The 23,796-nt window shown below is 65.0% G+C and carries 28 protein-coding genes and 1 pseudogene; 17 read left to right on the forward strand and 12 right to left on the reverse strand.

The annotated features are described in order from the left end of the window. Nucleotides 1–220 precede the first annotated feature (220 nt). From pdhA to ABIB35_RS11995, 4 genes are all read left to right on the forward strand, one after another. Nucleotides 221–1,312 (forward strand): pyruvate dehydrogenase (acetyl-transferring) E1 component subunit alpha, encoded by a 1,092-nt coding sequence (pdhA, locus tag ABIB35_RS11980; protein WP_502915785.1) that lies wholly within the window; start codon nucleotides 221–223, stop codon nucleotides 1,310–1,312. Then, on the forward strand, nucleotides 1,309–2,283 hold the full coding sequence (locus ABIB35_RS11985; RefSeq protein WP_354181684.1) for an alpha-ketoacid dehydrogenase subunit beta: 975 nt from the start codon (nucleotides 1,309–1,311) through the stop codon (nucleotides 2,281–2,283). The genes pdhA and ABIB35_RS11985 overlap by 4 nt, the downstream gene beginning before the upstream one ends. A 74-nt stretch (nucleotides 2,284–2,357) precedes the next feature. Beyond that, nucleotides 2,358–3,866, forward strand: coding sequence for a dihydrolipoamide acetyltransferase family protein (locus tag ABIB35_RS11990; protein ID WP_354181686.1), 1,509 nt, complete (start codon nucleotides 2,358–2,360; stop codon nucleotides 3,864–3,866). Between the two features lie 69 nt (nucleotides 3,867–3,935). Next, nucleotides 3,936–4,145, forward strand: a complete 210-nt coding sequence (locus ABIB35_RS11995) for a hypothetical protein (protein ID WP_354181687.1) — start codon at nucleotides 3,936–3,938, stop codon at nucleotides 4,143–4,145. Here the strand turns inward: ABIB35_RS11995 and ABIB35_RS12000 are convergent. The 3 genes and pseudogenes from ABIB35_RS12000 to ABIB35_RS12010 form a co-directional block, all read right to left on the reverse strand. Then, nucleotides 4,142–5,434, reverse strand: a complete 1,293-nt coding sequence (locus ABIB35_RS12000; protein ID WP_354181688.1) for an aminotransferase-like domain-containing protein — start codon at nucleotides 5,432–5,434, stop codon at nucleotides 4,142–4,144. The two genes, ABIB35_RS11995 and ABIB35_RS12000, sit on opposite strands and share 4 nt — an antisense overlap. 47 nt (nucleotides 5,435–5,481) lie before the next feature. Beyond that, nucleotides 5,482–6,447 (reverse strand): helix-turn-helix transcriptional regulator, encoded by a 966-nt coding sequence (locus ABIB35_RS12005; RefSeq protein ID WP_354181690.1) that lies wholly within the window; start codon nucleotides 6,445–6,447, stop codon nucleotides 5,482–5,484. Nucleotides 6,448–6,579: 132 nt separating this feature from the next. Then, nucleotides 6,580–6,699: pseudogene (locus ABIB35_RS12010) on the reverse strand (D-erythrulose-4-phosphate isomerase 1); the annotation flags it as partial. An 84-nt stretch (nucleotides 6,700–6,783) separates the two neighbouring features. Between ABIB35_RS12010 and ABIB35_RS12015 the strand changes: the two are divergent. The 4 genes from ABIB35_RS12015 (at nucleotide 6,784) to ABIB35_RS12030 (ending at nucleotide 8,936) form a co-directional block, all read left to right on the forward strand. Next, nucleotides 6,784–7,206: a sugar phosphate isomerase/epimerase family protein gene (locus tag ABIB35_RS12015; protein ID WP_354181691.1), complete on the forward strand. Its 423-nt coding sequence runs from the start codon at nucleotides 6,784–6,786 to the stop codon at nucleotides 7,204–7,206. A gap of 11 nt (nucleotides 7,207–7,217) precedes the next feature. Then, on the forward strand, nucleotides 7,218–7,349 hold the full coding sequence (locus ABIB35_RS12020; RefSeq protein WP_354181692.1) for a hypothetical protein: 132 nt from the start codon (nucleotides 7,218–7,220) through the stop codon (nucleotides 7,347–7,349). 374 nt (nucleotides 7,350–7,723) lie between these two features. Further along, entirely contained in the window at nucleotides 7,724–8,683 is a 960-nt protein-coding gene (locus ABIB35_RS12025) for a lantibiotic dehydratase C-terminal domain-containing protein (RefSeq protein ID WP_354181693.1), read from the forward strand. A gap of 61 nt (nucleotides 8,684–8,744) precedes the next feature. Further along, the gene (locus ABIB35_RS12030; protein ID WP_354181695.1) at nucleotides 8,745–8,936 is read left to right on the forward strand and encodes a hypothetical protein; all 192 of its coding nucleotides are present in this window, start codon (nucleotides 8,745–8,747) and stop codon (nucleotides 8,934–8,936) included. A 95-nt stretch (nucleotides 8,937–9,031) separates the two neighbouring features. Here the strand turns inward: ABIB35_RS12030 and ABIB35_RS12035 are convergent, their stop codons facing one another. After that, nucleotides 9,032–9,592 (reverse strand): NAD(P)H-dependent oxidoreductase, encoded by a 561-nt coding sequence (locus tag ABIB35_RS12035; RefSeq protein WP_354181697.1) that lies wholly within the window; start codon nucleotides 9,590–9,592, stop codon nucleotides 9,032–9,034. Between the two features lie 110 nt (nucleotides 9,593–9,702). Here ABIB35_RS12035 and ABIB35_RS12040 point away from each other — a divergent pair, with 110 nt between their 5' ends. Then, the gene (locus tag ABIB35_RS12040; protein WP_354181698.1) at nucleotides 9,703–10,293 is read left to right on the forward strand and encodes a TetR/AcrR family transcriptional regulator; all 591 of its coding nucleotides are present in this window, start codon (nucleotides 9,703–9,705) and stop codon (nucleotides 10,291–10,293) included. Between the two features lie 89 nt (nucleotides 10,294–10,382). Beyond that, entirely contained in the window at nucleotides 10,383–12,602 is a 2,220-nt protein-coding gene (locus ABIB35_RS12045) for a catalase (protein ID WP_354181699.1), read from the forward strand. Between the two features lie 18 nt (nucleotides 12,603–12,620). Here ABIB35_RS12045 and ABIB35_RS12050 read toward each other — a convergent pair whose 3' ends face one another. Then, complete coding sequence (locus ABIB35_RS12050; RefSeq protein ID WP_354181700.1) at nucleotides 12,621–13,043, reverse strand: hypothetical protein; 423 nt, start codon at nucleotides 13,041–13,043, stop codon at nucleotides 12,621–12,623. A gap of 329 nt (nucleotides 13,044–13,372) precedes the next feature. Here ABIB35_RS12050 and ABIB35_RS12055 point away from each other — a divergent pair, with 329 nt between their 5' ends. Beyond that, nucleotides 13,373–14,110 carry a GAF and ANTAR domain-containing protein gene (locus ABIB35_RS12055; RefSeq protein ID WP_354181701.1) on the forward strand — a complete coding sequence of 246 codons (738 nt, stop codon included), beginning with the start codon at nucleotides 13,373–13,375 and terminating at the stop codon, nucleotides 14,108–14,110. A 66-nt stretch (nucleotides 14,111–14,176) separates the two neighbouring features. On the opposite strand, the gene ald is transcribed toward ABIB35_RS12055, so the two are convergent. Both ald and ABIB35_RS12065 read right to left on the reverse strand, forming a co-directional pair. Continuing rightward, nucleotides 14,177–15,295, reverse strand: a complete 1,119-nt coding sequence (gene ald / locus ABIB35_RS12060) for an alanine dehydrogenase (RefSeq protein WP_354181702.1) — start codon at nucleotides 15,293–15,295, stop codon at nucleotides 14,177–14,179. A gap of 71 nt (nucleotides 15,296–15,366) precedes the next feature. Next, entirely contained in the window at nucleotides 15,367–15,834 is a 468-nt protein-coding gene (locus ABIB35_RS12065) for a helix-turn-helix domain-containing protein (protein ID WP_354181704.1), read from the reverse strand. A gap of 109 nt (nucleotides 15,835–15,943) precedes the next feature. On the opposite strand from ABIB35_RS12065, the gene ABIB35_RS12070 reads away from it, so the two are divergent. Next, nucleotides 15,944–17,053, forward strand: coding sequence for an alpha/beta hydrolase (locus ABIB35_RS12070; protein ID WP_354181706.1), 1,110 nt, complete (start codon nucleotides 15,944–15,946; stop codon nucleotides 17,051–17,053). Here ABIB35_RS12070 and aceB read toward each other — a convergent pair. The 5 genes from aceB to ABIB35_RS12095 all read right to left on the reverse strand — a co-directional run bounded on the left by aceB (nucleotide 17,035) and on the right by ABIB35_RS12095 (nucleotide 21,005). Continuing rightward, a complete protein-coding gene (gene aceB, locus ABIB35_RS12075) occupies nucleotides 17,035–18,633 on the reverse strand; it encodes a malate synthase A (RefSeq protein WP_354181708.1) in 1,599 nt (532 codons plus the stop codon). The genes ABIB35_RS12070 and aceB overlap by 19 nt on opposite strands. A gap of 136 nt (nucleotides 18,634–18,769) precedes the next feature. Beyond that, nucleotides 18,770–19,414, reverse strand: coding sequence for a hypothetical protein (locus ABIB35_RS12080; protein ID WP_354181709.1), 645 nt, complete (start codon nucleotides 19,412–19,414; stop codon nucleotides 18,770–18,772). Between the two features lie 7 nt (nucleotides 19,415–19,421). Beyond that, on the reverse strand, nucleotides 19,422–19,826 hold the full coding sequence (locus tag ABIB35_RS12085) for an Asp23/Gls24 family envelope stress response protein (RefSeq protein WP_354181710.1): 405 nt from the start codon (nucleotides 19,824–19,826) through the stop codon (nucleotides 19,422–19,424). Next, entirely contained in the window at nucleotides 19,819–20,379 is a 561-nt protein-coding gene (locus ABIB35_RS12090) for an Asp23/Gls24 family envelope stress response protein (RefSeq protein ID WP_354181712.1), read from the reverse strand. The genes ABIB35_RS12085 and ABIB35_RS12090 overlap by 8 nt, the downstream gene beginning before the upstream one ends. Continuing rightward, on the reverse strand, nucleotides 20,370–21,005 hold the full coding sequence (locus tag ABIB35_RS12095; protein ID WP_354181714.1) for an RNA polymerase sigma factor: 636 nt from the start codon (nucleotides 21,003–21,005) through the stop codon (nucleotides 20,370–20,372). Before ABIB35_RS12095 ends, ABIB35_RS12090 begins: the two co-directional genes overlap by 10 nt. Before the next feature lie 198 nt (nucleotides 21,006–21,203). Here ABIB35_RS12095 and ABIB35_RS12100 point away from each other — a divergent pair, with 198 nt between their 5' ends. The 5 genes from ABIB35_RS12100 to ABIB35_RS12120 all read left to right on the forward strand — a co-directional run bounded on the left by ABIB35_RS12100 (nucleotide 21,204) and on the right by ABIB35_RS12120 (nucleotide 23,661). Continuing rightward, nucleotides 21,204–21,767, forward strand: coding sequence for an Asp23/Gls24 family envelope stress response protein (locus ABIB35_RS12100; RefSeq protein ID WP_354181715.1), 564 nt, complete (start codon nucleotides 21,204–21,206; stop codon nucleotides 21,765–21,767). A gap of 70 nt (nucleotides 21,768–21,837) precedes the next feature. Then, on the forward strand, nucleotides 21,838–22,017 hold the full coding sequence (locus ABIB35_RS12105) for a hypothetical protein (RefSeq protein ID WP_354181716.1): 180 nt from the start codon (nucleotides 21,838–21,840) through the stop codon (nucleotides 22,015–22,017). After that, complete coding sequence (locus tag ABIB35_RS12110; protein ID WP_354181717.1) at nucleotides 22,014–22,433, forward strand: Asp23/Gls24 family envelope stress response protein; 420 nt, start codon at nucleotides 22,014–22,016, stop codon at nucleotides 22,431–22,433. Before ABIB35_RS12105 ends, ABIB35_RS12110 begins: the two co-directional genes overlap by 4 nt. Beyond that, nucleotides 22,430–22,996 (forward strand): DUF6286 domain-containing protein, encoded by a 567-nt coding sequence (locus ABIB35_RS12115; RefSeq protein ID WP_354181719.1) that lies wholly within the window; start codon nucleotides 22,430–22,432, stop codon nucleotides 22,994–22,996. Before ABIB35_RS12110 ends, ABIB35_RS12115 begins: the two co-directional genes overlap by 4 nt. 65 nt (nucleotides 22,997–23,061) lie before the next feature. Continuing rightward, nucleotides 23,062–23,661, forward strand: a complete 600-nt coding sequence (locus ABIB35_RS12120; protein ID WP_354181721.1) for a hypothetical protein — start codon at nucleotides 23,062–23,064, stop codon at nucleotides 23,659–23,661. Nucleotides 23,662–23,796 lie beyond the last annotated feature (135 nt).

Genomic DNA, 23,796 nt, shown 5'->3' on the forward strand with positions numbered 1-23,796 from the left:
CGGTCGCCTGACCGCCCGGCGAGGAGTAAGCATGGACCTAAAGCACATGGCCGCCCGCGCGGAGGCCGCAGCTGCCTCCCGCCTGCCCGGAGACGGTGCCGGCGGCGGAGCCCTGGACGGGCACACCGGCGTGTCAGTCCAGGGCTCCGTTCCGGAAGTTCTCGGAACGGAGGACAGCAGCCAACATGGCGCTCCGGCCGGGGCCGATGCTGAGCCGGAGATGGTGCAGCTACTCACCCCAGAAGGAAAGCTCCGCGACGGCGGCAGCTACAGTGCCTACGCAGAGTTAGGCGCCGAGGAGCTTCGCGGGCTGTACCGGGATATGTACACCATCCGCCGGTTCGATCAGGAAGCCACCGCGCTGCAGCGCCAGGGTGAACTGGTGATGTGGGTGCCGATGACCGGGCAGGAAGGTGCACAGATCGGCTCGGGCCGCGCCCTGCAGACCCAGGACTACGTCTTCCCCACATATCGGGAGCACGGGGTTGCGCTGACGCGCGGTCTGAAACTGTCCTCCCTCCTGCGCCGCTTCCGCGGCGTTTCGCACGGCGGCTGGGACCCCCGGGAGTCAAATTTCCACCTCTACACACTGGTGCTGGCAGCACAGGTGCCCCACGCCGTCGGCTACGCCATGGGCATGGCCCGTGACCGGAAGATGGATCCGCAGCTTCCGGAAGCCGCCACTGTTGCCTACTTCGGTGACGGCGCCAGCTCCGAAGGCGATGTTCACGAGGCCATGGTCTTTGCCGCATCCTATGACGCGCCGGTGGTTTTTTTCTGCCAGAACAACCACTGGGCCATCTCCGTGCCCACCGAGGTGCAGTCCCGGATTCCGCTCGCCAACCGGGCCAAGGGTTACGGTTTCCCGGGTATCCGGGTGGACGGCAATGACGTGGTTGCCGTCCGCGCGGTGACACGCTGGGCACTGGAGCATGCCCGCTCGGGCAAGGGACCGGTGCTGATTGAGGCTTTCACCTACCGGATGAGCGCCCACACCACGGCCGACGACCCCACTAAATACCGGCTGAGCGCGGATGAGGAAGCGTGGATCTCGCGGGACCCGCTGACCCGGCTGGAGAAGCACCTGCGCGCCGCCGGCCTGGCCGACGATGCGTTCTTCGAGACGCTTGCCAGGGACGGGCAGGTCATGGCGGAGAAGCTCCGCGAGGATGTGCTGGCCATGCAGTCACCCGGATTTACTGACGCCTTCACGGATGTGTACGCCGAGGCCCACCCGCTGATCCAGGAGGAACTGGACTTCCACCGCCGCTACGAGGCCGGCTTTGCCGACTCCCAGGAGCCCACCGCATGAGCACCATGACCATGGCCAAGGCCATCAACGCCGGCCTGCGGGCGGGACTTTCACAGAACCCCAAAGCACTGCTGATGGGTGAGGACATTGGAGACCTGGGCGGGGTATACCGCGTGACCGAGGGACTCAAAGCGGACTTCGGTGCGGACCGGGTGATCGACACCCCGTTGGCGGAATCCGGCATCATCGGAACGGCCATCGGCCTGGCCCTGCGCGGTTACAGTCCCGTCTGTGAGATCCAGTTCGACGGCTTTGTGTTCCCCGGCTTCAACCAGATCACCACCCAGCTGGCCAAAATGCACTCGCGCAGCGAGGGTGCCCTGAGTGCCCCGGTGGTCATCCGGATTCCCTACGGCGGCGGAATCGGCTCCATTGAGCACCACTCGGAATCCCCGGAAGCACTGTTCGCGCACACCGCCGGGCTGCGGATCCTGACCCCCTCCAACCCGCAGGATGCCTATTGGATGATCCAGCAGGCCATGACCTGCCTGGATCCCGTGATTGTCTTCGAACCCAAGCGCCGCTACTGGCTCAAGGGCGACGTCGATACGGAGAAGCCCTCAGGCGACCCCTTTGCGGCGCATGTGCTGCGCGAGGGCACTGACGCCACCATTGTGGCCTACGGACCGCTGGTGCCGGTGGCCCTCGCAGCAGCCAAGGCCGCCGAGGAGGACGGACGGAGCATTGAGGTGGTGGACCTGCGGTCCATCTCGCCCATTGACTTCGACACCATCACGGAATCCGTCCGCAAGACCGGGCGGCTGATCGTCACCCATGAAGCGCCTACCTTCGGCGGGATCGGCGGTGAAATTGCTGCCCGGGTCACCGAGCGCGCGTTCCTGTCCCTGGAAGCGCCGGTGATCCGTGTGGGCGGTTTCCACATGCCGTATCCCGTGGCCAAGGTCGAAGAGCACTATTTGCCTGACATCGACAAGCTGATGGACGCCCTGGACCGGTCTTTCGCCTACTGATTCGGAACATGGCCGGAAGGCCCCGCCCACGCTTGCCGCACACAAAGCTTGCCGCACACAAAGATTGAGAAGCCATGACTGAGAGAACGTTCCACCTTCCCGACGTAGGAGAAGGCCTCACTGAGGCCGACATTGTCCAGTGGAAGGTCAAAGCCGGAGACACGGTGGAGATCAATGACGTCATCGTTGAAATCGAGACCGCAAAGTCGCTGGTGGAACTGCCGTCCCCCTACGCAGGCGTCGTGTCCGCCCTGTTTGTGGACGAAGGCCAGACGGTGGATGTCGGAGCGCCGATCATTAGCGTCACCGCTGCTTCCCCGGCACAGGAAACCGGACAGCAGCCGGGTGCGCCCATGACTCCGGCGCCGGTTCCTGCGGCAGCGGGCGAGGACGAACAGCCCAGCGCTTCCCTCACCGGTACCGGCCCCAAAGCCGACGCCGTGAAGCGGCGACCGCGGATGAGCCGTCCTGCCGCCGGGCAGCCAGCACAGCCCGCACAGCCAGCCGGGGACGGTCAAGCTGCAGAGCCTGCCTCGCCGTCGCCGGTTCCTTCCGCTGAGCCGCCTGCCCCTGAGTCGCCTGCCCCTGAGCCGCCGGTGGCACCTGCGGCCGAACGTTCCGCTGACGCCCGCGCCGCTGACCCGCGCACCCAGGGCGTGGCCGCTGCCGGCGCCGCGGTCCAGGACACTCTCACTCGCCTGCTTCAGCGCGTACTGGCCAAGCCGCCGGTGCGCAAGGCGGCGAAGGATCTTGGCATCAACCTTGCTGACGTGCCGGCTACCGGTCCCAGCGGCGAAGTGACCAAGCAGGATCTGATCAGCTATCAGGCCCAGCGGGAATCCGAACAGGACTCGGCGGACACCTTTTGGGCCGGAGCGCAGAAGGCCGGTGACCAGCGTATCGAGCGCATTCCGGTCAAGGGCGTGCGCCGGGCCACGGCCAAGGCGATGGTGCAAAGTGCGTTCACGGCCCCCCACGTCAGCATCTTCGTGGACGTGGATGCGTCCCGGACCATGGAGTTCGTGAAGCGCCTGAAGGTGTCACGGGATTTTGAAGGCATCAAGGTCTCACCGCTGCTAATCCTGGCCAAGGCCGTGATTTGGGCTGCAGCCCGGAATCCCTCCGTCAACGCCACCTGGGCGGGCGACGAGATCCTGGTCAAGCACTTTATGAATCTCGGAATTGCTGCAGCCACCCCGCGCGGACTCATGGTGCCCAACATCAAGGACGCGCAGGACCTGTCCCTGAAGGAACTGGCCATTGCCCTCAATTCCCTGGCAACCACTGCACGGGCAGGGAAAACCCCGCCGGCGGATATGCAGGGCGGAACCCTGACCATTACCAACATCGGGGCCCTGGGGATCGATACCGGAACGCCCATCATTAATCCCGGCGAAGTGGCGATCGTGGCCTTCGGAACCATCAAGCAGAAGCCCTGGGTGCTGGACGGAGAAGTCATCCCGCGCTGGGTGACCACTCTGGGCGGCTCTTTCGACCATCGGGTGGTGGACGGTGACCTTTCGGCACGGTTTATGGCCGACGTCGCCTCCATCCTTGAAGAGCCGGCGCTGCTTCTCGATTAGGGAGCTGCCGGGTCATTTGCAGGCTGGGGCGCTGCGTGCCGGTTGGCAGGCGGATACGATCGGGGGACTATGACTACTCCTCGTGGCCCCCAGGGGCAAGGCGGTCCGCCGCGCATTGACCTTAAACGCACGCTCATCCTGCTGGCCGTCGCGTTTGTCATCTCCAGCCTGCTGATCGTTCTCTTCCCGGGCCTGGGCACCTTCTGGCGCCTGCTGATCATCCTGGGCCTGTTCCTTGTGGTCTTTCCATTCCTGGAACGGCGCCGCAGGAACCGCTAGCGCGCGGCGTGTTCCACCGCGCGGCGCAGCACCGGAGCCAGCCGCCGCACGCCCTCGGCGATGTCCTCTTCGGATACCGCGCTGAAGGCCAGCCGCAGTTTGTTGCTGGGCTCGTCCGACGGCGAGAAGGCGGCGCCCGGGATGAAGACCACTCCCGCGTCGATCGCCTCATACAGCAGGGGATAGGTGTCCACGCCGTCCGGGAGGCTCAGCCAGACGAAGAATCCGCCGTCGGGCACTGTCCAGGTCACGCCGTCGGGCAGTTCCTCGGTCAGTGCCGCAAGCATGGCGGAGCAGCGCGAGGCATACAGCACCCGTGAGTCGCGGATGTGCTGCATCCAGTCGTAGTCGCGCAGGTAGGCGGAAACCAGCATCTGGGTGAGCGGCGACGGGCAGAGCACCACGGCCTCGCAGGCCAGATAGAAGCGGCGGTGCAGATGCCGCGGGACCAGGGCCCAGCCCACTCGGACCCCGGGGGCAAAGATCTTGGAGAACGAGCCCAGGTACAGCACATCATCCGGATTTCCCGCCCGCAGCGGAGCCAGGGGCTGGCCGTCAAACCGCAGCATTCCGTACGGGTTGTCTTCGAGGATGAGGATGTTCGCCGCGGTGCAGATCTCGACAATGCGCGGCCGGCGGTGGGCCGCCAGGGTGACCCCGCTGGGATTGTTGAAGCTGGGAATGGTGTAGAGCATCTTGATGGTTTTGCCCTGCTCCCGCAGCGCGGCGATCCGCTCCTCCAATGCTTCGGGGATGAGGCCCTCGCTATCCACCGGCAGAGCCTGCATCTCCACTTCATAGGCTTCGAAGGCGTTGAGCGCCCCCACATAGGTGGGATCCTCACACAGCACCACATCGCCGGGGTTGCAGAAAACCTTCGCGGCTACGTCCTGGGCGGACTGCGATCCGGTGGTGATGACAATGTCAGCGGGATCGGCGTCGTAAATGCCTTCGGCGGCCATCACCTCACAGGCCTGGATGCGGAGTTCCTCCATTCCCTGCCCGGCACCGTACTGCAGCGATTCCAGCCCGTGGTCGGCGACGATGCTCCGCACGGACTCACCCAGATCCGCCAGCGGAAGTGACCGGAGGTAGGGGCTTCCGCCGGCGAGGGAGATCAGCCCCGGACGGATCGAGATATCAAAGACGTCGCGGACTGCCGACTGCTTGATGTGGAAGGCGCGGTCTGAAAACAGCGCCTCATGGCGGTGTGTGGAGGCCGTAGCCCGGTCAAGAGCTGTCTGGGTTTCGGCGGTCAGGACCGTGGCGGATGTCTCCTCGAAAGTCATCCCCACATCCTAGCCCTGTTGGTTCACTGGAGAGCAACATCCGTTGCCTAAATCCACCCCGCGCGATGTGCCTTCAGCCCGGCCTGGAACCGGCTTTCGGCGCCCAGATCCTCCAGCATTTTGGCAATGTGCCGGCGGCAGGTGCGCACACTGATGCCCAGGCGCCGGGCAATAACCTCATCAGACTGTCCCGAGGCCAGGGCGCGGAGGATTGACCGCTGGATGCTGGTCAGCTGTCCCGATGTCGGTTCCTTGGTCAGGAACGGCTCACCCAATTCCCAGGCGAATTCGAACATACGCACAAAAATGTGGATCAAATCAGGATCCCGGATGACCAAACCGGCCCGGTCATCCGCGCCGCGCCCGCGGGGGACCACAGCCACCTTTCCGTCAAAGATCACGGCCCGCAGCGGCATATGGGGCAGGGTCCGGAATTCGCCGCCGGCGGCCGTGACAACTTCGACCGCCCTGCGGGTGGGCATATGGTCCCGGATGCTGGAATGGTACAGCGTTCGCCGCTGCACCCCCTGCCGCAGCAGATCGACGTCCTTCTGGACGCTCTCCTCCTGTGTATCGGCGGTGGCTCCGGGGCCGGGGCGCGCCATCAGGACGCAGTCGGATGCGGAGCGGGCGTACTCAATGAGTACGCTCATCACCTGGCCTGGATCTTCGAGGACCTCGACGGCGGCATCAGTGGACGCGCGCCTGCTGGCCTCGGCATAGACAGATCCCAGGCCGGCCAGCTCACGCCGCTTGGCGCTAATCCGCGCCCGCAAATCCAAGAGGGCGCGCTCGTCGGGGTCTACGAGTTCCGCCAGGGCAACATCGGGGGACACCGCTGCGTAACCGGTCTGGCCCCCGTTGGCCTGCACCAGCAGGCAATGATCCCGCAGCGCCATGATGGCCGATTCGATGGAGCGCGTGGTAAACCCCAGTGCCTCGGAGGCCTCGTCAACGGTCCATCCCGGGCTGCCCACGGCGTACCGGTACACGGCCAGGGATATTTGATCCACCGCACCTGCTCCTTCCGATCCCGTTGTGGCTACCCTAATCGACAAGCGGGGCTGTGGCTGATTCGTGACTCACCTAGGCTGCTTTGTGCACAGCGGCGGGTTTGCGGGGGAGCGAGCGGTCAGGAGCGGAGGTTATCCCTTTTCGTATCCGCTGATCGCATCCACTTTCTCGGCTGAGGAGCTGGCGGGGTCAAATACGTAGCCGAGCCATTCTTTGGCCAGGCGGCGGGCCAACTCGACGCCGACAACCCGCTATCCCAGGCACAGCATCTGCGCGCGCAGAAGGACGTGACCTGGTTCTGGCTGGCTCAGGGGGCTGAGGATGAGGAGACACCCGTGAACCGAGAGAAGGCGGCGCACCGTTTCCGGGAGCTGGGAGAGTACGCCGCCGAACGCGGAGTAAGCCTGTCCCTGGAGATGTATGAAGGAACCTTCCTTGGTACGGCTGACAGCTCAGTGGAGCTTGTCACGGCAGCGGACCTGCCCAACGTGGGGCTTTGCCCCGACATCGGCAACATTGTCCGCCTCCACCGCGAGGTGGAGGACTGGCGCGAGATGCTGCAGAAAATGCTTCCGCACACCAACTATTGGCAGCTGAAGAACTATTTCCGTGATTACGACCCGGCTACCGGTGCCTATGCATCGGCACCCGCCCCCTGGCTCTTGGCTTCATCAATTACCGGGAGGCGATCGGCATGGCGCTGGAAGCCGGGTTTGAGGGCCCCCTCTGCGTGGAACACTATGGCGGCGACGGGCTGACGGTGTCAGCGATGAACCGCGACTATATCCGGGAAATCCTCCGCGCAAAGCTTCCGGAGCAGCAGGCCGACGGCGTCGGGTTGACTTGCAGAGGGGCGGATGACGGCCCGGACGCCAACGAAAAGACTGACATGTCCGCTTAATGCCAGATTCCGGAGCGGCTAGACCAGCTGGCAAAAACGCGGCCACATTGCGCTGATCCCGGGGGATAAGGGCTCAGCGCGACACCGCTGCACGCTGACGCAAGGGTGAATCGGGTCATGACAGGAACCGGGCACCGGAAAGGGTAGACGGGGCCTTGCGCAGCGGGGGAAGCTTTCGGAGTCAAACAACCGCACAGGCTGGAGAACCAGCCGCAGGTACAGGAGGGGAATGAAGATGACCACCAAAGTTTGGGACTGGATCTAGCAACCTCCCCCCAGGGGGAACAAACCAACCTTTCAGCAACCGTAAAAGTAAACAGTAAGTCCCGCCCAGCGGCGGTAGCCAAGCACCAACCCCGGAGGGGATGCACGCCATGACACAGCTGACTGCAGTTCGAAACGCCTCACGAACTCGCTCAACCGCACAGTGGTGGACGCTCTCCTTCTATACCGGGGGCTTCGATGTAGCGGACGGCATCATTGGAGAATTGGTTACCCCGCTGGCGGCACGGGCCCAGGCGCAGGGGGCTCAGCGGTGGTACTACACCAGATGCATGGAGCCGGCCAACGCACATGTCCGGCTTCGGATTCTCGGGGAACCGGAAACCATCGAGCGGCTGCAGTGCCTGCTGGCCGCACTGCGTGAACAGGCAACGGGTGTGATTGGGCACCTGGAAATGACCCAGCAGTTCAGCGAGCCGGCCACGGACCGGATGGGCCCTGCCGGAATGGAGCAGCAGAACCCGCGGCTGGAAGCCGATCTGGCCAAATACGGCGGCATTGAAGGATTGGCACTGGCTGAAGAAGTCTTTGAACTCTCATCAGAGCTGGGGGCCTGGGCAACAGCACGCTTCCCCAAGGTTCAGAACAGATGGGCCTTTGGTTCCCTGCTGCTCTTTGATACCGCACGCGCCATGATGAAGGGACCGCGTTCGGCAAGTTGGCCTGACCGGCGGAGGATCTCTTGGGACTACTATTGGGACAGCCATCTGCGTAGTTGCACGGCGGGGTTCGGCCAGCGGTCGGGAAGTGTGCGTCAGGCGATGACGGTGCAGGTGGCAGCGAAGGTGACGCCCACCCATCGATTAATGGCGGCTACTGCAGCCGAAAATGCCGTGGAAAACTGGCGCCGCCGGTGGTCCCGGACCATCGACAGCTACCTTTACCGGGCGGACAAGGCCCGACTGAGCCGGAGCGCACAGCACCTGACGGTCTATCAGGCGCACATGCTCCTTAATCGTTTGGGACTCTCCCTCCGCGAAGAAGCCGCGTTGGGACTGTATGCGCGGAGCTGGAGCACGGAACGCGAAGCTGCCCTGCTGGATAGGCAGTAGCTTCCCCTGCAGGACAGGCACAGGTCTCAAGAATAATCAGCGCATCTGAAAGGAGAATTCCGTGGAAAGTCGCAACGAGCTGGTGGTAGCTGCCAGTTCCCAGGACCTGTCAGAGGTCCTGGGGTGCTCCCAGGACGTTGTTGAAGATCTGCGGGACATGGGAATTGTCGCGTCGAGCGGGGAGCTGTGGGACGTTGGTCCCGCGCGCGACTACCTGCGGGACGCGGCGTGGGCCGGCGGCTTCTGGGAGTAGCCGCCTCATGCGGGAGGACGGGACCAGCTGCGCTCGGGCAGTCGGTCCCGTCCTCCTTTAATCTTTGATGGGCCTTCAAGGCCCTCGTCGTAAGGCTAGACCGCAGCGGAGGTGGACGCTTCGGCCAGGGACGAAATTACGGTGCGGACCTGCTCTGCCACCTCAGGATCGTCCTTCGGGTGGATCTGGGCAAAGCGCGTCACCGAGCCGCCGATGGATAGGCGCGCATCCTCAACCACGCGGGCGCCGGCGATGCCCAGGGATTTGCGGGCGTCATCATGGGCCCAGACTCCGCCGTACTGGCCAAATGCGGTTCCGATGACGGCGGCGGGCGTGCCGGAGATGGCGCCGGAGCCGAACGGACGAGAAAGCCAGTCGATGCTGTTCTTCAGGACGGCGGACATAGTCCCGTTGTATTCCGGGCAGACCAGCAGCAGGGCGTCGGCAGCCGCTGCAGCTGTGCGAAGGGCGGCGGCAGCTTCGGGAACGGATCCCTCGACGTCGATGTCCTCGTTGTAGAACGGAATGGTGCCAATGCCCTCGTGGATGATGAGCTCAACGTCCTCCGGGGCGTTGAGGATGGCTGCTTCCGCAAGCTGGCGGTTGACTGAACCGGTGCGAAGGCTGCCGACCAGGGTAAGTACTTTAGTGCTCAAGTGAACTCCTATCGGGGACCGTGCCGGTGACGGCACGGATGATGCATCTCAAATATAAACGGACCGCGGTCCGTTTATATTCCTCACGCGCTAGACTTTCGCGCATGCAGATGAGCAGATCAGGAGAAGCGGGTTTCGGATGTGAGCGGCTGGACGCTGCCCGAAACCGGCGTCTGCTCCTGGAGGCGGCTCTGGATATCGTTTCCGAACGCGGCGTGGAAGCGCTGACCATGGATGACCTGGCGCGGCGGGCCGGCGTGGGGAAGGGTACGGTCTTTCGGCGCTTTGGCAGCAGGGCGGGGCTGATGCAGGCCCTGCTGGACCACGCCCAGCGGGGCTTTCAGGAAAGCTATATGAGCGGCCCTGCTCCGCTGGGTCCGGCGGAAGCGCCGCTGCAGCGGCTGCAGGCGTTTGGTACTGCGCGGATTCGAGCACTGGAACTCACCGGAGAACTGCGCCGTGCAGCCGATGTGGACGGCTTCACTCAACACCGGCACCCTGTAAGAGTCCTCGAATTGAGCCACCTCACGATGCTTCTGGCGGCACTTCCCGGCGTCCGGGATCCCGAACTGACGGCCTATCAGCTGGAAGCATTTCTGGAAGCGGGCCTGTTGCTGCACCTTCACCGGACGGCCGGTATGTCCCTGGAGCGGATCACCGAGGGGTGGTTGAAGCTCGTCGAAGCGGTGACAGCGGAATAAGTGTCAGCAGGCTTACTAATTCAGTAGGGTGGTTGGACAGCGGCCCCCACTCGGGCTGCTCTCAGGTCCGAACCATGATGGAGGCTTTCATGTCTGACAAGAGCACATCCGTACCCGATCTCCCCATCCCGGGCGTCCCGTCGCCGGAAACACCGTCTCTGGCCGAGCCCACCGAACCGCGGGAACCGTTGCCGCCCAAGTCTGACCAGGACGGACCGGAGACGGTTTCTCCCACCGGCGTTCCCACCGGCGCACCAAAGGCCTCGAATGGCCAGAGCGGAAGGTTCCTGACCACCGCGCAGGGAGCGCGGCTGCGGGACACGGACCATTCCCTCAAGGCCGGCCCCCGCGGACCGGTCCTTCTGCAGGACCACCACCTGCGGGAAAAGATTACGCACTTCGACCACGAGCGCATTCCCGAGCGCGTTGTCCATGCCCGCGGCGCAGCTGCCCACGGCGTCTTTGTAGCCAACGGCGCGGCCGAGGGCATTACCCGGGCGGGATTCCTGGCCAAGGGAACCGAAACGCCGGTGTTTGTGCGGTTTTCCACGGTGCTGGGTTCCCGCGGCTCCGCGGACACGGTCCGGGATACCCGCGGTTTCAGCACCAAGTTCTACACCGACGAGGGCAACTATGACCTGGTTGGCAACAACATTCCGGTGTTCTTTATCCAGGACGCCATCAAGTTCCCGGACGTCATCCACGCCGGCAAACCGCATCCTGACCGGGAGATCCCGCAGGCGCAGAGTGCCCATGACACCTTCTGGGACTTTGTCTCCCTGCACACCGAAGCCCAGCACCACACCATCTGGAACATGTCCGACCGCGGCATCCCGCGCTCCTTCCGCACGATGGAAGGCTTCGGCGTCCACACCTTCCGCCTGATCAACGCCAAGGGTGAAACCACTCTGGTGAAGTTCCACTGGAAGCCCCGGCAGGGTGTGCATTCGCTGGTCTGGGAAGAAGCGCAGATCATCAACGGTATGGACCCCGACTTCCACCGCCGTGACCTCGCCGACGCCATTGAAGCCGGTGCCTTCCCGCAGTGGGACCTGGGCATCCAGGTTTTCCCGGACACCGAAGATGAGATGTTCGAGGGCATCGACCTGCTCGATCCCACCAAAATGGTTCCCGAGGAACTGGCTCCCGTGCAGATCATCGGCACCATGACTCTGAACGCCAACCCCACCAATTACTTCGCGGAAACCGAACAGGTGGCCTTCCACCCCGGACATCTGGTGCCCGGGATCGACGTCACCAATGACCCGCTGCTGCAGGGCCGGCTCTTCTCCTACATCGACACACAGCTGACCCGTCTGGGTGGGCCGAACTTCAGCCAGATCCCCATCAACCGCCCGCATGCTCCGGTCAATGACATGCTCCGCGACGGTTTTCATCAGGATGCCGACCATTCCGGTGTGGCGCCCTACCATCCCAATTCGCTCGACGGCGGCTGTCCCTTTATGGCCGGCGCGGACATGGGTGCGTTTATCGACGTCCCCGCCGAGGTGCCTGCCTCCCGCAAGGTGCGTGAGAATCCAGCCACCTTCGACGACCACTACAGCCAGGTGCGGATGTTCTTCCGTTCCCTGACGGCCGTGGAGCAGGACCACGTGGTGCAGGCCTACACGTTTGAACTGGGCAAGTGCTATGAGGAGAACATCCGCCTGCGCCAGCTCCAGGCACTCGCGAACATCGATGAGCGACTGGCCGCCGAAGTGGCGACAGGGCTTGGACTTGAGGCTCCCGCTCCCAATGTTGCCGTGGAAGACACCCCGCCCAGCCCCGCGCTGAGCCAGCTGGGCGGATCCTGGCCGGTCGCCGGCCGTGTGGTGGGGGTGGTGGCGGATGATGCCACCGATCTTGGTGCGCTTTCAGCGGTCCTCGCATCACTGCACGCGGAGGGTATGGTCCCGCTGGTCATTGCCCCGCACGGAGGTAAACTCGGCGGCGAAGTGACCGTCCAGCGTACCTATCTCACGGCGCGTTCCACCGAATTCGACGCCGTGGTGGTGGCAGCCTCGGGGGCAGCCGCTCCCGATGCCGTCGACAGTCTGGACGCCAAGGCTGGCAATCCTGAGGGTCATCCTTCCCTGGATCCGCGGGTCACCCTGCTCCTGGCAGAGACCTTCAGGCATGCCAAGGCCATCGGCACCTGGAACGACGGCGCTTCAGTCCTCATGGCTGCCGGCATCCCCCTGGATGCACCCGGCGTGGTGGCCGGAACGGCCGAGGACGTCGCTGCTGAAATCAGCGGACTGCTGGCCAACCACCGGGTGTGGGAGCGTTTTCCGACGATCCTCGCGTAACTGAGCGGAAGTGGGGCTCTATTTCGGAGCGGGATCCGCGGGCGGCGGCGTCAGGGCCTGGATCAGAGCGTGCAGCTCTTGGCGCAGTGCCCCGACGTCGTCGTTGCCGCGGGACATGAGCCGGACTTCGGCGTCGTCCGCCGAGGCCTGGATCTTCGCACCGGAGGGGGTAACTGCCCACAGCCCATCGGGGCCGGAAGTGATGTAGCCGCAGCACTGCAGGGCCAGGACACAGTCCCGGACGCACCCGGCAGGCAGGCCGGAGGCTTCGGCGATCATGGCCTCACCCGCGGGGGACTCGACCAGCAGGCGCAAAACCGCGGTACGTTCCTGGGTGAGCCGCAGCTCGGCCAACGATGTTTCGGTTGCCCGGTTGGTAACGAAGGCCGCTGCGGAGAGAAGCCGCGGAACGTATCCCGCCGTGTTGCGGTCAGGACTCAACTGCGCCACCTTGGAGGGGTCCAATCCGCCGGAACCGGATGACCCGCGAAGGATTCACAGGCGGAGCATGTGTAGTTGACCACGCCGGGAACATCACCGGCGGGGGGAGTGAAAGACTCAAAAATCAGGTAGTCGTCCACGCCGCACTGATGGCAGACGGGACGTTGAACTGCGGAATCCATGGGTATCCTCTGCTTAAAAGTTCGCAGAATGCCATGGCCGCGTCTTGACCGTGAGTTCTTTATCGTAATATCGAATCGCACGGCAGACAATTCCGGGCCGGCGGTGCCGACCGCCCTCACAACGGCACGGAACCAAATAGAGGAAATATGGACGAGCTGATGTCAGAAACGGCCCAGTGGGCGCAGCTGCAGGACCTGTTGGTCCATCATGAGGACGTACAGGACTTCCTTCAGGAACTTGCCCGGCTGTCCGCGTCCTCCCTGTCAGTCCGGGGCACCACTTACTGCGGCATCACGCTTCAGCGTTCCCGCGATCACCAGTTCACCGTGGCCAGCAGCGACCGCGAAGCGCTGCAGATGGATGAAATCCAGTATGCCTTTGGCGACGGGCCCTGCCTGCACGCCATCCGGATCCAGGATGAGGTCCACGTCGGCAACGCCGCTTCGGACTCGCGCTGGCCGGAGTATATGGAGCACATCAGGGACTACGGCATCCGGTCGATGTACTCGGTTCCGCTGAAACTTGGCGGCCACGCCAAGGCAGCCATGAACCTTTATGCCAAGGACCCGGACGTCTTTGACGAGGATTTCCGGCGCGTGGCCCGGACCTATGCCGCCGAGGCCTCTCACGCCCTGCTCCTCGCCGTGCGGGTTTCCCAGCATGCCGCTACGGTTGAAGACCTTCAGGCCGTGCTCGCCTCGCGCACTGACATTGACCTGGCGGTGGGAATCATCATGGGACAGAACCGCTGCACGCAGCAGGAAGCCTTTGACACGCTCCGCCGGGCCTCCAACGGACGCAACCTCAAGGTTCGGGTTCTCGCGGCGGAGATGGTTGCCCGGCTGAACGGCGAGCCTGCCCAGACACATTTCACCGCGGGATAGGCGCCGCCGCGGGTAAGTGCCGGCGGTCGGGACGGCTGCGGCGCCCCGCCGTCCCGACCACCGGGATCAGGCAGGCAGCAGCGCGGCCCAGTCATCCGCCAGATCCAGCCCAAGCGCCGTGGACACCGACGCATGCGCCACTTTGCCGCCGGCAATGTTCAGCCCGCGGGCCAGTGCCGGGGAGGCATTAAATGCGCCGCGGACGCCGCGGTCGGCCAGGGCGACGGCGTACGGAAGGGTGACGTTGGTCAGCGCATAGGTGGAGGTGTTGGGCACGGCTCCGGGCATGTTGGCCACGCAGTAGAACAGGGATCCGTGTACCCGGAAGGTCGGATCCTGGTGGGTGGTGGGACGGCTGTCCTCGAAGCACCCGCCCTGGTCCACGGCGATGTCCACCAGGACGCTGCCCTGTTTCATTCGCGAAACCATGTCATTGCTGACCAGCTTCGGCGCCCGGGCTCCCGGGATAAGGACCGAACCGATCACCAGGTCCGCGTCCACCAGGGCCCGTTCAATTTCAAAGGCGTTGGACGCGATGGTGCGGATGCGGCCGGCGTACTGGGCATCCAGCTGGCGCAGCCGTTCAATGTTGATGTCCAGGACGGCTACATCGGCCTGGGCTCCGGCTGCCGCGGCCACGGCATTGGTGCCCGCCACGCCGGCACCCAGCACCACCACCTTTGCCGGACGTACGCCCGGCACGCCGCCCAGGAGTAGTCCCGGACCGCCGGCGGGGGAGGTCAGGCACTGCGCACCCACTTGGACGGAAAGCCGCCCGGCCACCTCGGACATGGGCGCCAGCAGCGGCAGCAGGCGTCCTTCCTGCACCGTCTCATAGGCAATTGCAGTGGTGCCGGAATCCATCAGGGCCCGCGTCAGCTCCGGTGCCGCAGCCAGATGCAGATAGGTGAACAGCACCAGATCGGACCGGAAGTAGCGGTACTCCGACTCCACCGGTTCCTTGACCTTCAGGACCAGTCCGGCCCGGCCCCAGACCTCGTCCGCGGAGTCCAGGATTTGGGCACCCGCGCGGGCGTATTCGGCGTCGCTGATGCTGGAACCCGTTCCGGCTCCGGCCTCCACTAGCACCGTGTGCCCGCGGGTGGTGAACTCATGGACGCCGGAGGCCGTGATGGCCACCCGGAACTCGTTGTTCTTGATTTCCTTGGGGATACCGATAATCACAGCTTGCTCCATTGCATCGCAGGTGCGGCGGCGGACCGCCGTGTTTCCATCAGCATAGGGGAGGGGTGCAGTCACTGTCCGCCGGAAATGTCGCCGCCCTGCGTCCGGGCTGTCCGGGCCTGCTGGTCCCGGAGCCAGGCTTCGACGTCGGACAGCCGGATGCGGCGGTGGGTCCCGCGGTATTCCACGGGGATAACGCCGGCGTCCGTGAGATTGCGCAGATAGGTGTGGGAAATTCCTGCCGCTGCCGCCGCCTGCGACGTCGTCAGCAGGGGAATGCCGGACCCGTTCCGGGCCGCCGGCTCCCGTGCGGCGGCCCGGGGTTCCGCACCATCTGCCGGGTCCCGGGATGTCACCACCACATCTTCGCCCCGTCCCATCCGGACCAGCAGGTCCAGCACCGCGTCGCGGGCGGCAGCGGGAAGGCGCAGTGCAGTGCCGTCAACAAAAACGGTCACGTCCCCGGCCGAAAGTGCCCGGGACAATGCCCGTACTTCCTGGGCCGGCAGCGCGGATGTGTGGCGGGGGCTTTGGCTCATGCTGCCATCTTGCCAAAGATCGCCTGCAACGGTTGCATGTCAGCCCCGGTCCGCCCGGCGCGGCCCGCTGAACCCTGCCGCGGTGACCGGGGATGCGGCAGTATGGAGCATGGACAGTAGCCGCCTGGGCCATCAGGTCCTGCCCGTTGCGGGGCGGCGTGAAGGGAACTCCTTGCAGGAACCGGCAGGAAAAACCGGCGCCCTCCATTCCTGGCAGCCGGATATTCTGGGGCAGGGATACGAACAGCTGACCCTCGAACTCCCCGGCGGAGCTCCGGCAACACTGGTCAGGTATCTGCCGCCCGCTGAAAGCGGGGCTCACGCTGATGTCCTTTACGTCCACGGGTGGTCGGACTACTTCTTCCAGACCGAGCTGGCAGAGTACTGGGCCGCCGCCGGCGCCCGGTTCTACGCCCTGGACCTGCATAACTACGGCCGCAGCCTCCGGCCGGAACAAAGCCCGGGATTCGCTACCGAACTTTCTGATTACGACGACGACATCGGCGCCGCGCTCGCCGCAATGGGGCGGCCGAAACCCGATGTGGAGGGTCAGACCCCCGGGCGTCCACTGATCCTCGTGGGACACTCCACGGGAGGTCTCACCCTGAGCCTGTGGGCGGCCCGGTATCCGACGGCTGCCTCAGCCCTGGTGCTCAATAGTCCGTGGCTTGAATTCCAGGCCACGGAACTGGGCCGGCGGGTCATCGCACCGCTGATCGGGCTGGAGGCCCAGCGCCGTCCGCTGACGCCGCTGCCTCCGGTCGATCCCGGCAACTATTCGCGGTCCACTTTCTCAGCCTTCGGCGGAGAGTGGACCTACAACCTGCAGTGGCGGCCGCTGAGGGGGTTCCCCGTGACCCTGGCTTTCCTCAACGCCGTCTTCCGGGCGCAGGCGGCCGTGGCAGACGGGCTCCACCTGGAGATCCCCGTGCTGGTGCTGCTCTCGGACAAGAGTTATCTGCAGCCCCGCTGGTCCGTCAACGCGGGGACCTCCGACGTCGCGCTGGACGTGAACGTGGTGGCTCACCGCGCGCTGTCCCTGGGCGATTGCGTCACCGTGGCACGGATCCCCGACGCAGTGCATGATGTCTTCCTGTCACCGGCCCCCGTGCGCCGGCGGGCCTACGCAGCGGTGGCCCGCTGGGCCCGCGGGTACCTGTCCGCGGCTCCGGCCGGCGTGGCGGAGCCGCGGACCGGCCCTCAGTCGATCAGCTCGTAAGCCGGCAGAGTCAGGAAATCCACATAGTCCTCAGACAGGCTGATGTCAGCGATCAGCATGCTTGCCGGCGCGTAGTACCGGGAAAAGAGGTCCTCCGGCACTTCACCGCGCAGGCGTTCGGTCTCTTCCGCCAGGAGACGTTCCACCAGCTCGTCCGTGACGGTGGCACCGGTGTCCTCCAGGACAACGCCGTTGCGGACCTGCTGCCACACCTGCGACCGGGAGATCTCCGCCGTGGCGGCATCCTCCATCAGGTTATGGATGGCAACGGCGCCGTTTCCGGAGAGCCAAACCGCCGTGTAAGCCACGGCAACGTAGAGGTTTGAGCGCAGGCCGGCTTCGGTGACCGATCCTCCGGCCGTGCTGACATCAAGCAGGTCGGCAGCAGACACAGATACGTCATCCCGCAGGCGGTCCACCTGATTCGGTTTCCCGTCCAGAACGCCGTCAAAAACCTCGCGGCAGGTGGCCACCAGATCCGGGTGGGCAACCCATGAACCGTCAAAGCCGTCATTGGCCTCGCGCGTCTTGTCGGCCGTGACCTTCTCCAGCGCCCGGGCAGTGGTTTCCGGGTCCTTCCGATTGGGAATGAATGCGGCCATACCGCCCATGGCGAAGGCGCCCCGGCGGTGGCAGGTCTTCACCAGCAGCTCGGTGTAGGCCCGCATGAACGGGGCGGTCATGGCGACGTCGGCGCGGTCCGGCAGCAGGAAGGTTTTGCCGGCGTCGCGGAAGACCTTGATCATGCTGAAGAGGTAGTCCCACCGGCCGGCGTTCAGTCCGGAGGCGTGGTCACGGAGTTCGTAGAGAATCTCATCCATTTCAAAAGCCGCCGGGATGGTCTCGATCAGCACGGTGGCCCTCACGCTGCCGTGCGGGATGCCCACGTATTCTTCGGCAAAGGTGAAGACATCGTTCCACAGCCGCGCCTCGAGGTGGCTTTCCATCTTCGGCAGGTAGTAATACGGGCCGAAGCCCTCGTCCAGCAGCTTCTGTGCGTTTGCGAAGAAGTGCAGCCCGAAGTCCACGAGCGCGCCGACTGCCGGTTCGCCGTCGATCGTTACGTGCTTCTCCGGCAGATGCCAGCCCCGGGGGCGGACAACCATGACTGCCAGGGGTGCGTCGTCCCGCAGGGCGTATTCCTTGCCCTCTGTGCTGGTGAAGGAGAGGTCCCCGCGCGAAGCGCCGTACAGGTTCACCTGGGCGTCCACCACGTTGTGCCAGGTGGGCGTATGGGCATCCTCAAGGTCCGCCAGCCAGACCTTGGCGCCGGAGTTCAGCGCGTTGATGGCCATCTTGGCCGGGGAAGCGGGGCCCGTCATTTCCACCCGCCGGTCCGTCAGGGCGGCGGGGGCCGGAGCCACGGTCCAGTTTCCTTCGCGGACGTCCGCCGTCTGGGGCAGGAAGTCCAGGCTTTCACCCTCCGCAATACGGTTGCGGCGCTCGGTTCGGGCTGCCAGCAATTCGTCCCTGGTGGTCCGGAATCGGTGGTGCAGCTCTTCGACGAACGCCAGCGCCTCCGGCGTCAGAATCTTCTCGGCCCCCTCCACGGGGGACAGGTCGCTCACATCAATGGCCATGGTTTTTCTCCCTCACGAGTGGTGACGTCGTTGTCAGTTCACAACTGCTTCGATGGGATGGAGTTTACATGCCTCAGCTCAAGTTTCTTCCGTATGGTGGACTTTATTATCTATTGAGTGGAAGCGTGAGGAGTTTTTAGGCATCCCGTGTCCGCATGAAGGTGAGGACATCCGCGGTGGAGCTCCAGCCCTGACGCGCGTACCACTGGGCAGATTTGGGCAGGGTAGGCATGAGGATCAACGGACTGTCCCGGTCCGCTGCTTCATCAGCCAGTGCGGCGAGCACCGCGGTCTCCATGGTGTGGTCCGGGTCGGCGCGCCGGATGTCCATGCCGCCGAACACAGCAAAGCCGTCTCCCGGTGCGATCCGTCCGCGCGCAACGGTTTCCCCGAACGCACTGATCTCGGCCACGGAATACTCCGGAAAGACGGTCAGGGTAATTTCTGCGCCTTCAGGCAGTTGAGGGACCTGGGGCAGGTCTGCGGGGTCGGCGGTGAGAAGCATCAGCCGGGACAGCGAGGTCAGCCCGTGCCCGGTGGCAAATCTGCCGGCGGTTTCCGCATCATCGGTCACCAGCGTCAGGCGCGCTCCGCGGAGCGCGGCAACCTCTGCGGCCGCACGGGGAGTGTCCCTGCCGGGCCAGGTGACAACGTATTGCGGCGTCGCTCCGCCGCCGGCGGGCGCCATCAGCACCGCGTCGCCGTCGGGTGTGCTGCTCAGGCCGCGCACTGCCGCCCAGGCAGGAGCCCACAGGGTGAAGTTGCTCTGCCATGAACCCAAAAGCAGTTCACCACCTCGGATACGGGGGAGCGGGCGGAGGCTCCTCGATGGAACAGACGGTGACGTTAATGGCTCCGGCCGCCACACCCGTGCGGCGCAGGGCCTGGCGCACCCGCTCCTGAAGGTTGGCAGCTACTTCCAGGGCGTTGAACCGGGCATCGGTGGCCACTTCCACGTCGATGGTGGCCCGGCCTCCTGAGATGGAGGCGTAGACTCCGTCGCAGCTCGTCCGGGATCCGGAGTCAGGAACGCGGCGCAGATTGTTCCGGGCAGTGGCCCCCCACCGGACCATCAACTGCCCCAAAGTGGTATCCAGCCGCAGAATTCCCGGCGTTTCCCGTGCGGCACGCGCGGCGATGCCGGCAATGACCGAGCTGCCGATCACCTTTCCCTGAACCGGGCGGTCAGTCATCGTAGAGGTCCTCTACGGTCAGATGGACGGTGTGCGGCACGATTCCCACGGATGCCTCCACGGCATCGCGGATGCGCAGGCGCAGGAAGGCCATGGTGCGGCGGATGTCGACGCCGGGCGCCACCGCCGTGCGCAGGTGGATCAGCAGTCCTGAGTCGGCACCGGGAACCTGGTCAATGAGGCAGCGGCGCGCCCGAACGCCGCCCAGATCCCGGGCGGCTTCCCGCACGACGCCGGCAAGGGCCACGTCGTTGATTTCAACGCTTCCGCGCAGCGTTTCGGCCAGGGGGAGCCGGATGCCCCGCCGGGCCTGGGCGAGGGCCACGTGCAGAACGGCCTCCTTGAGCCCGTGTGGCGGCCGGAGGCCGGGATGACGCAGATCGTGGTCCCGGAGCGCATCAGTTGCGGCGTACAGGTCCTCCATATTTTTCCTGGCCGTCCGGCAGTCCGGGCAGGTCCGGGTGTGGGGATCCGGGGGGAGGTACATCTCCAGCCAGATGCGGTTGACGGTGCGCCCGCAGCCCAGCGGGGGGAACCGGTTATCTAGTGCCATTGGATCATTGCCTCCCCAAGTCTTTCCCGTGCCCTGGCCAGGCGGCCGCGTACCGTATCGGGGCCGATCCCCAGAGCCGCGCCAATTTCCGCGTAACTTTGGTCGTGGAGCTCGCGCAGCAGCCAGCAGGCGCGCTGATCAGGCGGCAGCCCGGCCAAGGCCTTGGCTAAACACTCGAACTGCGCCGTGGTCTCGGCCTTGCGGTGCGGATCGCCCGATGGCAGGTCCAGGGCAGGCCACAGCCCGGCCACATCCATGCTGTCTTCCGGATGGGTGCTGCGGCGGCGGAGAACGTCGAAACAACGATTGGTTGCTGTCCGATACACCCAGCCCCCGAAGGCGCTTGACCGGTCAAGTGCGGGGAGGGCACGCCACCCGGCGGTCAGGGTGTCCTGTACTACGTCCTCTGCTTCTCCGCGGTCATTGAGCATCCTCAAGGCCAGCCGGAACAGGGGCCCTTGGTAGGTCTCCACCAGATGTTCAAAAGCGGAAAGGTCTCCGTCCTGGGCACGGGCCACAATGGTGGCCTCGTCCAGGCCGGCCAACCCTGAGAGTCCGCGGGACTCCGACGGGATGCGGGACTGGGCAAAGGTGCCGGACTTTTCCGTCGGTTTAGCCGTGGTCATGGGCACCCCTGTCCGGTCCGGCGGATGTCGGTCCTTTTCCAAATATCGCAGACCGTCTGAAGCCGCGGAATACTGTCCGCCCCGGCACGGGCGGAGAAGAAGAACTTTGCGCAACGGCGTGACGATTGCCCGCGCCACGCGTCTTTAACTTCGTACCCGATCCCTGGGGGATCCAGTCCCAAGCAGGAGTTGAATGACATGGCAGATGCACAGAAACCATCCGGACCTTCGGCCGGGCCGGTGCCCACATCGCAGGGTAGTGGAGGGTCCTCCGGTTCAACCCCCGGCAGCGCGGTTGAGAGCCCGGAGAGAAGCACTTTTGATGTAGATCCGGCTCGCAGATCCGGCCCCCTGCACACCCCGCACGGAGACACCACGATCGATGAGACGGTGGTGCAGAAGCTCGCGGGCATGGCAACCCGCGAGGTCCCGGGCGTTTATGCCATGGGAAATGCTGCGCGACGGGCCTTCAGCTCAATGACCGACCGGATCCCCGGATCCCAGACCAATGTCAGCAATGGCGTCAGCGTCGAAAAGGGGGAACGGCAGGCGGCCGTCGATGTGAGCATCGTGGTGGAGTACGGCTTCTCGATCGTGGAGGTCAGCCAGGGCATCCGCCGCAACGTGATCCGTTCCGTGGAAAACGCCACCGGACTTGAGGTGCTGGAAGTCAACGTCAACGTCACCGACGTGCACCTTCCGGATGATAATTCCGACGACGACGAGGACAACAACAAGAAGCCTGCCGGCCGGTTGGAGTAGTTCCTCAGTGTCAGCAATCGGCCGGCCAGCCGCCGCAGTGCTGTCCGGCAACCTAGTGAGGGAGAAGTTCATGTCCGCAACGAAATGGTGCCTGGCCGTGGGCCTGGTCCTGGGAATCGTGCTGGGCGTCGGAGGGTGGTACGCCTTCCTGCTTGCAGTGCTGTTCGGCCTGGTTGGGCTGCTGGTGGGTATGGCTGCCGACGGCAAGCTTGACCTCCAGTCGATGTTCGGCCGAGCGTCCAGCAGATGAGTGCACCCGGACTCCAGAGCGCACTGTCTCCGGGTGCCCGGCCGCGGAGACTGGAGGTGGGCGAGCGCGGGACCACCGTACTGTCCCGGAAGGTCCTTGAGAAGATCGCCGGGCAGATCGTCAGGGATGAAACGTACGCGGGGGGCAGTTCGGGCGGCTTCCTTGGCATCGGGCGGCAGGCAGATCTTTCCGCGAGGCCGCAGGCCAACGTGGAGCTCGCCGGCAATGTTGCCGCCCTGCGGGTTGAAGTGGGGCTGCCGTATCCGGTGCCGCTACGCCAGGCCGCTGACCAGCTGCGGGACCGGATATCCAGCCGGATCACGGAGCTGACCGGTGTGCAGGTGCGGCAAGTGGATGTCACAGTGTCCTGGCTGCGGCCCAAAGAGTCCGGAGCCGGCCGAAGGAGGCTGAAATGAACGGGGGGCCTCCGGTGGCCCTGCGGCCGCGGCCGAGCCGCGTGGTTCCAGCCATTATCTGCGCACTGGTTCTGCTGGCAGCAGGTGTGGCGTTGGTCTGGGCGGGTATTGCCAGGCTGGCCCAGGGGGACTGGCCGCCGTTTTTCACAACGGTGTCCGATTGGCTTGTTTCCCTAAGTTGGAACAGCGCTGGGAGCTGGATCGCGGGGAGCATCCTGACGGTGATCGGCGTGGTACTGCTGCTGGCGGTGCTGATTCCAGGGCGTTTCCATTCACTGCAGCTGCATCTGGACCCTGCTCCGGAAGTGACGGGCGAAAACCGTGCCGTGATGTCACGCCGCGCCGTCGCCCGCTTGGCCGCTGCAACCTGCGAACACATCGACGGAGTCACCTCGGCTTCGGCGACCGCTTTGGACAAGGAAGTGCGCGTATCCGTCAACACGGCCCTGCGCGACACCGCCGAGCTGCAGCACTGGGTTACTGACGGTGTGCGTTCACGGTTGCAGGCATCGGGGCTGGAACCGGTGCCGAACGTCAACGTTTTCATTAGGTCCAAGAGCTGATGAGGTTCCGCCGCTTGAAGGCGGCGGAACCGCGGATCGGCCATCCACGACAGAAGGGGAACATTATGCGGCAGCACGCCGGCACCGCCAATCGTGTGTGGCTGACCATTCTTGGGTTGCTGTGCCTCGCGGCGGGCGTTTACGTCCTGCTGCTGGCTTCGGGGGTGGTGGGCAGCCCCGAAGACCCGGTCCTGTCCGGGCCGCCGGAAAACATCACCGGCCCCGACTATGCGCCCATTGTTGCCGTGTTCGCCGGGCTGCTGATAGGCCTGTTGGCCCTGTGGTGGCTACTGGCCCAGATTCCGCGGCGTCTGACGGCCGGCACGTTCCGGCTGCAGGAGGATCCCGCCCGCGGCATAACCGTCTGCAACGCTTCGATCCTCGCGGCCGCCGTCGAAAACGATACGGACCGGATCCCGGGCGTGGTGGGGTCAACGGCGCTTCTGCGCGGAACTCCCGAGGAGCCGGATCTGACCTTGAAAGTGACGGTCAACGCCCGGGCTGACATCCGGGAGGTGGTGGAGCGGATCCAGAGAACAGTAGTGCCGAACCTGGCGTCGGCCCTGGAGAATCCGCTGCACAGCGTGGGTATTCATCTCGAGGCCAGCGACAAGCAGGCGTTCTCCGATGGCGTTGTCAGCTCAACCGGAACCGTGGTGTATTAGCCCTATGCCCGCCGCATTGCCCCGGGAGCACAGTAACCGCTCCCGGACTGGTCCATCTCCAGGGCTCCCCCTGTGTGTCGCCTGCGGCACGCAGTACGGCGCTGCCCGCGGGGACTGCCCGCTTTGCGAGGACGA

Origin of the sequence: Arthrobacter sp. UYP6 (genome assembly GCF_040547315.1) — a bacterium.
In the GTDB taxonomy this organism is placed as follows: domain Bacteria; phylum Actinomycetota; class Actinomycetes; order Actinomycetales; family Micrococcaceae; genus Arthrobacter_B.

What these genes read in the sequence shown, in the direction of transcription:
- pdhA (WP_502915785.1), top strand. Translation starts at nt 221, where the DNA reads ATGGTGCAGCTACTCACCCCAGAAGGAAAGCTCCGCGACGGCGGCAGC.
- ABIB35_RS11985 (WP_354181684.1), top strand. Translation starts at nt 1,309, where the DNA reads ATGAGCACCATGACCATGGCCAAGGCCATCAACGCCGGCCTGCGGGCG.
- ABIB35_RS11990 (WP_354181686.1), top strand. Translation starts at nt 2,358, where the DNA reads ATGACTGAGAGAACGTTCCACCTTCCCGACGTAGGAGAAGGCCTCACT.
- ABIB35_RS11995 (WP_354181687.1), top strand. Translation starts at nt 3,936, where the DNA reads ATGACTACTCCTCGTGGCCCCCAGGGGCAAGGCGGTCCGCCGCGCATT.
- ABIB35_RS12000 (WP_354181688.1), bottom strand. Translation starts at nt 5,434, where the DNA reads ATGACTTTCGAGGAGACATCCGCCACGGTCCTGACCGCCGAAACCCAG.
- ABIB35_RS12020 (WP_354181692.1), top strand. Translation starts at nt 7,218, where the DNA reads ATGAACCGCGACTATATCCGGGAAATCCTCCGCGCAAAGCTTCCGGAG.
- ABIB35_RS12025 (WP_354181693.1), top strand. Translation starts at nt 7,724, where the DNA reads ATGACACAGCTGACTGCAGTTCGAAACGCCTCACGAACTCGCTCAACC.
- ABIB35_RS12040 (WP_354181698.1), top strand. Translation starts at nt 9,703, where the DNA reads ATGAGCAGATCAGGAGAAGCGGGTTTCGGATGTGAGCGGCTGGACGCT.
- ABIB35_RS12045 (WP_354181699.1), top strand. Translation starts at nt 10,383, where the DNA reads ATGTCTGACAAGAGCACATCCGTACCCGATCTCCCCATCCCGGGCGTC.
- ABIB35_RS12055 (WP_354181701.1), top strand. Translation starts at nt 13,373, where the DNA reads ATGGACGAGCTGATGTCAGAAACGGCCCAGTGGGCGCAGCTGCAGGAC.
- ABIB35_RS12065 (WP_354181704.1), bottom strand. Translation starts at nt 15,834, where the DNA reads ATGAGCCAAAGCCCCCGCCACACATCCGCGCTGCCGGCCCAGGAAGTA.
- ABIB35_RS12070 (WP_354181706.1), top strand. Translation starts at nt 15,944, where the DNA reads ATGGACAGTAGCCGCCTGGGCCATCAGGTCCTGCCCGTTGCGGGGCGG.
- aceB (WP_354181708.1), bottom strand. Translation starts at nt 18,633, where the DNA reads ATGGCCATTGATGTGAGCGACCTGTCCCCCGTGGAGGGGGCCGAGAAG.
- ABIB35_RS12085 (WP_354181710.1), bottom strand. Translation starts at nt 19,826, where the DNA reads ATGACTGACCGCCCGGTTCAGGGAAAGGTGATCGGCAGCTCGGTCATT.
- ABIB35_RS12090 (WP_354181712.1), bottom strand. Translation starts at nt 20,379, where the DNA reads ATGGCACTAGATAACCGGTTCCCCCCGCTGGGCTGCGGGCGCACCGTC.
- ABIB35_RS12095 (WP_354181714.1), bottom strand. Translation starts at nt 21,005, where the DNA reads ATGACCACGGCTAAACCGACGGAAAAGTCCGGCACCTTTGCCCAGTCC.
- ABIB35_RS12100 (WP_354181715.1), top strand. Translation starts at nt 21,204, where the DNA reads ATGGCAGATGCACAGAAACCATCCGGACCTTCGGCCGGGCCGGTGCCC.
- ABIB35_RS12105 (WP_354181716.1), top strand. Translation starts at nt 21,838, where the DNA reads ATGTCCGCAACGAAATGGTGCCTGGCCGTGGGCCTGGTCCTGGGAATC.
- ABIB35_RS12110 (WP_354181717.1), top strand. Translation starts at nt 22,014, where the DNA reads ATGAGTGCACCCGGACTCCAGAGCGCACTGTCTCCGGGTGCCCGGCCG.
- ABIB35_RS12115 (WP_354181719.1), top strand. Translation starts at nt 22,430, where the DNA reads ATGAACGGGGGGCCTCCGGTGGCCCTGCGGCCGCGGCCGAGCCGCGTG.
- ABIB35_RS12120 (WP_354181721.1), top strand. Translation starts at nt 23,062, where the DNA reads ATGCGGCAGCACGCCGGCACCGCCAATCGTGTGTGGCTGACCATTCTT.